Here is an 8,648-nt window from a genome sequence, read left to right as displayed (position 1 = left end):
TTCCGATCTCACTTAAAGATTTTTTAACAAGGATAGCGTGAATTCAACAAGCGTGAATTCAACAAGCAAGTGCAAATTTACTTAATTTGTTCGTAAAAGCACTCATATGGTGTTTTAAATTCTAATTTCTTTCTTGGTCTGATGTTAATTTTCTTTGAATACTTTGTGATTTGTTGATGGCTGACATGTTCAAACGTTTCTGTTTTTGGCACGTATTGCCTAATCAGTCCGTTTGCATTTTCTATGGCCCCTTTCTGCCATGAAGCGTATGGGTCAGCAAAATAGATGGTGACACCAAGGCTTTTGCCTATCATTTCATGACAAGCGAATTCAGTACCGTTGTCAGTTGTAATAGACTTGACATGCTCTTTGAATGGAGACAGCAAATGTATTACAGTACGTGCCAGGTCTTTGGCATTTTTCCCCTTTTTGAGTTTTCTCATAAACAGCATGTTTGTACTGCGCTCTATCAGTGTCACGATGGCCCCATGGTTTCCTCTTCCAACAATCGTGTCCATCTCGAAGTCCCCAAAGCGTTTTCCGTCAACTTCAGCAGGTCTCTCACTGATGCTTGTTCTGTTGGGTATGGATATGCGCCTGCCACCAACAGGTCTGGCGCGACGCTTCAGCTTGTGACGACAGTGTTTATATAATGTTCCTCCTTCTGCCTTGTCCTTACGTATCATACGATATATGGTCTCATGGCTAATATACTTGCCGTCCTTGGCCAATACACCGGATATTTGTTCCGGAGACCATTGCTCGGTAACAAGAAGATGCTTTGCCTCTTCCATGACATCCTTGCTGATTGAATGATTGCCTGGCTTTCTGCGCTTTGTCTGTACTGCATTTGCTTGGGCAGTTTCCCAATTATAGCGTCCTCTGACTCCACTATTACGTCTTATTTCACGAGACACTGTACTTGGACTTACATTTATCGCTTTGGCAATCTCTTTTTGTTTCGTTCTATTTTGGAGTAGTACAGAAATTGTGTACCTTTGCTCCGAGGTTAATTGTTTGTACATTGCAATGCAAAATTAATTAATCTTGGGGAGACAGAGGTCTCCCTTTTTTATTTTTATGCATTGCTTGTTGATTTTCCACTCATGGGAGCTGCTCGCCCCCAAACCCCTCGGTGTTTTCTGGTATAGATTATTAAGCTAAACCTACACTTGGGATTGCAGTTCTATGTTGAACTTGCGGAAAATATATAAAATAAAATTTTAAGTCTATATATTTTCCTTGTGTTTTGTTACCTTATTTAACAAAGAATGGAGTTGTAAAAAATGAAAAAAAATTGGGAATTTGGAATCAGAAGTCAAATGATTACAAAAGAAGCTCTTGCAAAAAGGAATAAAGGAACTTGGAGAAGAGATAACGTAAGATTTGAAGGATGAAGATGCAGAAAGTTTTAAAATAATTATTTCAACTGGTAAAGTTCTGGCAAAGGATAAAAATAAAATTTATAAAGAATTTTGGAGTGCATAAAACTCCGTGAAATTAAGTTTGTCAGATTGAATAGATTGGGGTTTTTGTACTTTTAAATAATATAGAAAGTGAAAAATAAAAAATGAGAGATGTAATAGCAAGTCCAGATAACAAATTTTATAAATTGTTAAAAAAACTGGATAAAAAGAAGTATCGTGATGAAAACAGTATTTTTAAGGCTGAAGGGGAAAAGTTTCTGAACGAGAATATCAATTTTAATAAAATTATTATAAAAGAATCGAAATTTGAGTATTTTGATGAAAAATATGAGATTTCTAAACATGATAACTTGACAATTTTGAAGGATAATCTGTTTGATGAAGTTTCAACTCAGGAAAATAGTCAGGGAATAATATTCCTGTATTCTAAAAATTTAAATACAATTGAGGATATACAGGGAGATGTGGTAATTCTGGATGATATTCAGGATCCGGGAAACGCTGGAACAATTATCAGAACAATGATTGCTGCAAATTTCCAAAATTTAATTTTGACAAAAGGCTCTGTAGATGTCTATAACCCAAAAACAGTACGTGCCACAATGAGTGGAATTTTCAAATTAAATATAATTTATGAAACACCTGAAAATATTGTAAAATTTTTGAATGATAAAAACTATTTGAAAATAGCAACAGCCTTGCACGAAGACTCAGTTTCATACGAAAAAATCGAACTGCGGGAAAATAATGCGTTTATTTTTGGACACGAAGGTGGAGGAGTGTCTGAATATCTGATAGAAAATGCTGATATAAAGGCGATTATTCCAATTTATGGGAATATAGAATCATTGAATGTGAGTGTAGCGACAGGGATTTTTCTTTATAAGATGAGGGAGAAATTACAAAGCTTATAAAAATTGTGGAGATAATAATATGAGTGAAATTTTGTGATTATGAAAATTAATATAAATATTAATAAAATTCGAAAAACTACATAAGGGGTGGGAAATAATGGAGAATAATATACAAATATTTGAAGGTAAAAAAATTAGGTCTGTTTGGGATAATGAGAAGGAAGAATGGTATTTTTCTGTTGTCGATGTTGTAGGAGCATTAACGGATAGTGTAAATGCTAGAGATTATTGGTATAAAATGAAAAAAAGAATGACAGATGAGGAAAAAAGTGAATTGTCGACAATTTGTCGACAGTTGAAGTTAAAAGCACCTGATGGAAAAATGAGATTAACAGATGTTGCTGATATACAAGGAATTTTTCGAATTATTCAGTCAATTCCGTCTCCTAAGGCAGAACCATTTAAAATGTGGCTGGCACAAGTGGGAAAAGACAGAATAGATGAAATTACAGATCCAGAACTAACTATTGATAGGGCATTGGAAACATATTTGAAAAAAGGATATTCAAAAGAATGGATAAATCAGAGATTACAGGCGATTCAAGTTAGAAAGGAATTGAAAGAATTTCACTCATTGTCTTTATTAAATTATTTATATGCAGTTAATTGTGTAATATATAATGAAGAGATTAAAATGCAAGAAGATATTAGAAAAGAAATAAAAGATGAAATAAGAAAATAGAGTATATTTTCTAGTGTAGGTAAATTCAATCTTTTAGGAGATTATATGTTTTTATTTAATTCTTCAGACTATTGGAATGATGAAGAAAAAAATGATAGTATTTAGAGAAATTAATACAAAAATTTCAAAATTAACAAGTAAGATAAGAGAAATAAGTACAGAAATTTTTAGATATGATATTTACCCATTTTGAGTGTGAATTTATTAGTAAATAAAATAAGCAAGTAATTAGAAATATATACAGAATTAAGATAAAAATAAGTCATTTAGAAAATATGAAAGAATTTTAGAGAGCATGAATGAATTAAAAGAAAAATGTCTAGAAATGGACAAGTTGCTAAAAAAAGAAAATGTAAAAACTTGGGAGGGAATGTTTAAAAAATTTGCAGAAGAAATAGAAAAAAATAAAGAAATTGATGAAATAAAAAGAAAAATAAGGCAATCAATGATTGGGGGGATGGGTTCTTTTAATGATTTAGTCTTACCAGATAATGAAGCTGATAAAAAACTGAAAAATTTAAGAAAAGAGTTATTTGAATTATTAATTTTGTAAAATTATGAACACTATAGGTGATAAATTGGTTACAGACTGTAATTGGCTAGAATAAAAATAAAATATAGAAAGGTAAAAATAAAAAATGTCGAAAAAAGAAATTTTTAAAATTGGATCACATGTGGGAATGAGTGGGAAAGATATGCTTTTGGGATCGGTTAAGGAAGCGGTTTCTTATGGATCGAATACTTTTATGATTTATACTGGAGCACCCCAGAATACACGGAGAAAGCCGATTGATGAGCTGAATATCGAGGCTGGGCTTAAACTTATGAAGGAGAATAATATTGATATCGATGATATTGTTGTGCATGCTCCTTATATAATTAATCTTGGGAATGCTGTAAAGCCTGAAACTTTTGAGATTGCAGTGCAGTTTTTGAGAACGGAGATTAAAAGGACAGATGCTATTGGAGCGAAGAGAATTGTTCTTCATCCAGGTGCTCACGTTGGGGAAGGTGAAGAAGTTGGGATTAATAAGATTATTGAAGGACTGAATGAAGTTTTGACAAAAGATCAGAAAACAACTGTGGCACTTGAGACGATGGCTGGAAAAGGTACGGAATGCGGGAGAAGTTTTGAAGAAATTGCAAAAATTATTGATGGTGTAAAATTAAAGGATAAACTGACAGTATGTTTTGATACTTGCCATGTTCACGACGCTGGATATGATATTGTGAATGATTTTGAGGGAGTTATTGAGCAGTTTGACAAAATTGTTGGAATTGACAGAATATCAGTAATTCACTTGAATGATAGTAAGAATGTGTGTGGTGCACATAAAGATAGGCATGAAAATATAGGATTTGGAAAAATCGGATTTGAAGTGTTAAATAAAATAGCACATTTTGAAAAATTTTCTCATTTACCTAAGATTTTGGAAACGCCTTATGTGGCTCTGAGCGATGATAAGAAGGCTAAAAAAGTTCCGCCATATAAATTTGAGATTGAAATGTTGCGAGCTGGCAAGTTTGATGAAAATGTGTTAGAAAAGATAAAAAATCAATAATTTTTTGGAAAGAAGTGATAAAAATGCTAAAAGATAAAGAATTAACAAAAAAGGAAATGTTTGAAATATTTAACAGAAGATATGCGTGCAAAAAATACGATAAGACAAAAGTTGTTTCAGATGAAGATTTTATGACAATTATTGAGGCAGGTAGAATTTCTCCTAGTTCATTTGGGCTTGAGCCTTGGAAATTTATTCTTGTGAAAAATGAGGAAATGTTGAATGATATGAGAGAGTTTGCTTGGTGAGCAATTAACAGCTTGAATGGAGCGAGCCATATTGTTATGGTGCTGGCTAGAAAAGGTGTTACTGGTGATAGCGAGTATTTTGAGAGAATTGGGAAGGAAATAAAAAATATTTCTGATGAAAATTTGAAGATTAGAAAAGAATTTTTTAAAAAATTTCAAAAAGAGCATTTTAAGTTGCTGGAAAGTGAAAGAGCATTATTTGACTGGGCTTCAAAACAGACTTACATTGCAATGGTAAATATGATGAATATGGCTGCGGCTCTTGGGATTGACAGCTGTGCAATTGAAGGATTTAATAAAGAAATGGCTGAAAAATACTTCTCTGAAAAAGGTGTCTTTGATTTGAAGGAATATGGAATTTCATATTTTGTAAGTTTTGGATATAGAGATGAAGATATTACTCCAAAAACTAGAAGAGAACTTTCGGAAGTTTATGAGGTTGTTGAGTAGTTTTTGAATGCTTGAATTTTAAATATATCAAAATTAATTTATTGCAGAAAGAGGATTTTTATGAAAAAAATTTTTGTAATGATGTTGCTGGCAACCGCATTTTCATGTGGAAATAAAAATAAAAATAACATAGACAAGAATAAAAAAATTGAAAAAAATACAACTACTACTGAGCAAGTGAAACAAAATCAACAAGAGGAAAAAACTGATTTTGATAAACTTAGTAAAAAAGAACAGGAAGAATATTTAAAAAAACTGGAAAAGATAGAAGCAAAATATGAAAAGGAATTAATGGAATTAAAAATACCAGAATTCAATAAGTCCCAAACTAATGATTCTAAGCAACTGACTGAAGAAGAGGTAAAGGAAATAAAGGATGTATTACGTGAAAAATTTAAGAGAATAGGGTTGACAGCTGCAACAAAAGATGGCAGATTTTACATAATAGAAGTTATTAAAGATGGAAAAAACAAAGAAGAGACTGCAAAGGAAGTTGCTCTTGAGAGACCTGATATTATTGATACTATTGGTGAATGGTGTAAAAATAAAGGAATGGAATTTAAAGTTATTTTTGTTGAATTCTATGACAAAGTTCAAAATAAAAAGATTAGTCAGTCTGCATACCATTCTCACCTTTTGGAAATTCAGTATGAAGATAAAGAATATAAAGATGCACTGAGAGAAGGCTTTTCTAAATATAAGAGAGCTACAAAATTTTAAAATAGTAAATATTTTATAAAAAAGGTGTATATTTAAAGGAATATGAAGTTCCTGTAGTGGTAAGTTTTGGGTATAGAGACAAAGAGTGCCTAAAAAAGTAAAAAACACACTTTAAGAACTTTTGGAAATAATTGAGTAAAGGGTTTTTACTTCTTATTGCAAGATGAAAAAGTAAAAAGTCGATAAATAAAATAAAGATAAAAACACAGTTCTGGTTGGTAGTCCAGACGCAGTAATGTAAGTAACCTGCCTCCTTAGGTTGTCCATTCTTTATTATAAATTTTTTTAAGGAGGCTGAAATTATGAGAAAGATTTCAGGAAAATTGACAGTTTTTTTTGAAAATCCTTTTTGGGTAGGAATTTTTGAAAATTTTGAAAATGGTAATTTATCAGTTTGTAAAGTAACTTTCGGTTCGGAACCTAAAGAATATGAAATTTATGATTTTATATTAAAAAAGTTTTATAATCTTCGATTTAGTAATGAAATGAAGTCAAATTTTAATGAGAAAGCCAAAAATCCAAAACGTAGACAAAGAGAAATAAAAAAAGAGCTTCAAAGTAAAAAATTTTTGAAAAAATCGGAAGAAATTTTAAAATTACAATACGAAGAGAATAAAAAGGAACGGAAAGTTAAAACAAAACAAGAAAAAGAACTTGAGAAACAGAAAAAATTTTTATTGAAACAGGAGAAAAAGAAAAAGAAACATAGAGGAAGATAAGAAGGAGATTTTTAATGAAAAAACCTTTATAATTGGAATACTGCTGTTATCTATATTTTCCTGTGAGAAAAATAAAGAAAATAAGAATAATGGCGACTTGATAGCTAGAGATTTTGAAAAAGCATCTGATATGACAGTTGAGGAAGAAATGAAGCTGATGGAAGATCACATAGTGGAAGTATCTAAAAAATATGGAATAACTGCAGATGAAGTAAAGAAAAAATTGGAAGAAGTTGGTAAATATCTAAATGAAGATGTAGTGCCAGACAAAGAATATAAAAATCAATAATTTTTTATAGCAAGTTGCAGTAAGTTAAATTTTATTATATAATATAAGCAAATAAAAAAGAATAGAATAGGAGAATGAAAGTAAAAATGTCAGAAAAAAAAGTAAGAGTTAGAATAGCACCCTCTCCAACTGGAGATCCACACGTAGGAACTGCCTACATTGGACTATTTAATTATGCATTTGCAAAACATAATGGTGGAGATTTTATTTTAAGAATAGAAGATACAGATAGAACGAGATTTTCAGGAGATTCAGAACAGCAAATTTTTGATGCGATGAAATGGCTTGGATTAAATTATGATGAGGGTCCAGACGTTGGAGGAGAAGCAGGGCCTTATAGACAATCGGAAAGATTTTCGATTTATAAGGATTATGCTGAACAACTGGTGGAAAAAGGGGAAGCATATTATTGTTTCTGTACTGCTGAAAGATTGCAAAAATTAAGAGAAAGACAAGCGGCTATGAAACAAGCACCAGGATATGACGGGCATTGTAGAAATTTGTCAAAAGAAGAGGTGGAAGCAAAATTAGCGGCTGGAGAGCCTTATGTTATCAGACTTAAAATGCCTTATGAAGGTGAAACTGTTGTAAATGATGGATTAAGAGGAGAAATTAGATTTGAAAACAGTAAAATTGACGATCAAGTTTTATTAAAATCTGATGGATTTCCAACTTATCATTTGGCAAATATTGTTGATGACCATTTGATGGGGATAACTCACGTTATAAGAGCGGAAGAGTGGATTTCTTCTACGCCTAAGCATATTCAATTATACAAAGCATTTGGATGGGATGAGCCAAAATGGTATCACATGCCACTTTTAAGAAATGCTGACAAAACTAAAATTTCAAAAAGAAAAAATCCAGTTTCATTGAATTATTACAAAGAAGAAGGTTACTTAAAAGAAGGATTATTAAACTTCCTTGCACTTATGGGATGGAGCTTTGGAGAAAACAAGGAAATTTTTACTATTGATGAAATGATACAAAATTTCTCGTTTGATAAAATTTCTCTTGGAGGGCCTGTATTTGACCTGGTTAAATTGGGATGGGTAAACAATCATCACATGAGATTAAAGGATTTGGATGAATTGACAAAATTGGCTATTCCGTATTTTGTGCAAGCTGGTTACTATGAAAATGAAAACTTGTCAGATGAAGAATTTTCAAAATTAAAAAGAATTGTGGAAATTACAAGGGAAGGTTCACAAACATTAAAGGAATTGCCAGTAAATGCTTCAATTTACTTTGAAGATGAATTTGAATTGCCAGTAATTGAAGAAGGAATGAATAAAAAAGAAAGAAAATCAATCGAAAAACTGACTTCTTCACTTGAAACAGAAACAGGTAAAAAATCTATCCAAATGTTTATTGAAAAAATAAATAAATTAAATGAAGAAATTTCAGAAGACGAAGCAAAACAAATCCTGCACGAACTGCAAGATGAAATTGGAGAAGGTCCAGCAGCAGTATTAATGCCACTTAGGGCAGTTATTACAGGAAAAGCCAGAGGAGCGGATTTATACACAGTAATTGCAGTTATTGGAAAAGAAAGAACATTGGCTAGGATAAATAATATTTTGAATAAATAAAATAATAAAAAAGTGATACTTTAGAGAACAATGCTTCTAAATATC

At 31.4% G+C, this 8,648-nt stretch carries 11 protein-coding genes; 10 read left to right on the top strand and 1 reads right to left on the bottom strand.

The genetic code is table 11. From position 1 onward, the window contains the following. Positions 1–77: 77 nt before the first annotated feature. Complete coding sequence (locus tag Q0370_RS10035) at positions 78–1,025, bottom strand: IS30 family transposase (protein WP_299575264.1); 948 nt, start codon at positions 1,023–1,025, stop codon at positions 78–80. A 545-nt stretch (positions 1,026–1,570) separates the two neighbouring features. On the opposite strand from Q0370_RS10035, the gene Q0370_RS10030 reads away from it, so the two are divergent. The 10 genes from Q0370_RS10030 to gltX all read left to right on the top strand — a co-directional run bounded on the left by Q0370_RS10030 (position 1,571) and on the right by gltX (position 8,603). After that, positions 1,571–2,341 carry an RNA methyltransferase gene (locus Q0370_RS10030; protein ID WP_299575262.1) on the top strand — a complete coding sequence of 257 codons (771 nt, stop codon included), beginning with the start codon at positions 1,571–1,573 and terminating at the stop codon, positions 2,339–2,341. A gap of 97 nt (positions 2,342–2,438) precedes the next feature. After that, positions 2,439–3,023 carry a Bro-N domain-containing protein gene (locus Q0370_RS10025; RefSeq protein WP_299575260.1) on the top strand — a complete coding sequence of 195 codons (585 nt, stop codon included), beginning with the start codon at positions 2,439–2,441 and terminating at the stop codon, positions 3,021–3,023. A gap of 295 nt (positions 3,024–3,318) precedes the next feature. Then, on the top strand, positions 3,319–3,576 hold the full coding sequence (locus tag Q0370_RS10020; protein WP_299575258.1) for a hypothetical protein: 258 nt from the start codon (positions 3,319–3,321) through the stop codon (positions 3,574–3,576). Positions 3,577–3,661: 85 nt separating this feature from the next. Continuing rightward, positions 3,662–4,585 (top strand): deoxyribonuclease IV, encoded by a 924-nt coding sequence (locus tag Q0370_RS10015; RefSeq protein ID WP_299575256.1) that lies wholly within the window; start codon positions 3,662–3,664, stop codon positions 4,583–4,585. 23 nt (positions 4,586–4,608) lie between these two features. Further along, complete coding sequence (locus Q0370_RS10010) at positions 4,609–4,833, top strand: nitroreductase family protein (protein WP_299575254.1); 225 nt, start codon at positions 4,609–4,611, stop codon at positions 4,831–4,833. A 12-nt stretch (positions 4,834–4,845) separates the two neighbouring features. Next, positions 4,846–5,283 carry a nitroreductase family protein gene (locus tag Q0370_RS10005; protein ID WP_299575252.1) on the top strand — a complete coding sequence of 146 codons (438 nt, stop codon included), beginning with the start codon at positions 4,846–4,848 and terminating at the stop codon, positions 5,281–5,283. A 60-nt stretch (positions 5,284–5,343) separates the two neighbouring features. Further along, positions 5,344–6,003, top strand: coding sequence for a hypothetical protein (locus Q0370_RS10000; RefSeq protein ID WP_299575250.1), 660 nt, complete (start codon positions 5,344–5,346; stop codon positions 6,001–6,003). A 302-nt stretch (positions 6,004–6,305) separates the two neighbouring features. Beyond that, complete coding sequence (locus tag Q0370_RS09995) at positions 6,306–6,722, top strand: YjdF family protein (RefSeq protein ID WP_299575248.1); 417 nt, start codon at positions 6,306–6,308, stop codon at positions 6,720–6,722. Between the two features lie 97 nt (positions 6,723–6,819). Continuing rightward, positions 6,820–7,011, top strand: coding sequence for a hypothetical protein (locus Q0370_RS09990; protein WP_299575246.1), 192 nt, complete (start codon positions 6,820–6,822; stop codon positions 7,009–7,011). Between the two features lie 86 nt (positions 7,012–7,097). Next, complete coding sequence (gltX, locus tag Q0370_RS09985; RefSeq protein WP_299575244.1) at positions 7,098–8,603, top strand: glutamate--tRNA ligase; 1,506 nt, start codon at positions 7,098–7,100, stop codon at positions 8,601–8,603. The last annotated feature ends 45 nt before the right edge of the window (positions 8,604–8,648 follow it).

Source organism: uncultured Leptotrichia sp. (assembly GCF_938036635.1).
GTDB classification, from domain to species: domain Bacteria; phylum Fusobacteriota; class Fusobacteriia; order Fusobacteriales; family Leptotrichiaceae; genus Leptotrichia; species Leptotrichia hongkongensis.
The sequence above is the reverse complement of the archived record's forward strand: the minus strand, read 5'-3'. Positions and strand labels throughout refer to the sequence as shown.

Excerpts from the sequence above, each read along its gene's own strand:
- Q0370_RS10035 (WP_299575264.1), bottom strand. The coding sequence starts at position 1,025 with ATGTACAAACAATTAACCTCGGAGCAAAGGTACACAATTTCTGTACTA.
- Q0370_RS10030 (WP_299575262.1), top strand. The coding sequence starts at position 1,571 with ATGAGAGATGTAATAGCAAGTCCAGATAACAAATTTTATAAATTGTTA.
- Q0370_RS10025 (WP_299575260.1), top strand. The coding sequence starts at position 2,439 with ATGGAGAATAATATACAAATATTTGAAGGTAAAAAAATTAGGTCTGTT.
- Q0370_RS10020 (WP_299575258.1), top strand. The coding sequence starts at position 3,319 with ATGAATGAATTAAAAGAAAAATGTCTAGAAATGGACAAGTTGCTAAAA.
- Q0370_RS10015 (WP_299575256.1), top strand. The coding sequence starts at position 3,662 with ATGTCGAAAAAAGAAATTTTTAAAATTGGATCACATGTGGGAATGAGT.
- Q0370_RS10010 (WP_299575254.1), top strand. The coding sequence starts at position 4,609 with ATGCTAAAAGATAAAGAATTAACAAAAAAGGAAATGTTTGAAATATTT.
- Q0370_RS10000 (WP_299575250.1), top strand. The coding sequence starts at position 5,344 with ATGAAAAAAATTTTTGTAATGATGTTGCTGGCAACCGCATTTTCATGT.
- Q0370_RS09995 (WP_299575248.1), top strand. The coding sequence starts at position 6,306 with ATGAGAAAGATTTCAGGAAAATTGACAGTTTTTTTTGAAAATCCTTTT.
- gltX (WP_299575244.1), top strand. The coding sequence starts at position 7,098 with ATGTCAGAAAAAAAAGTAAGAGTTAGAATAGCACCCTCTCCAACTGGA.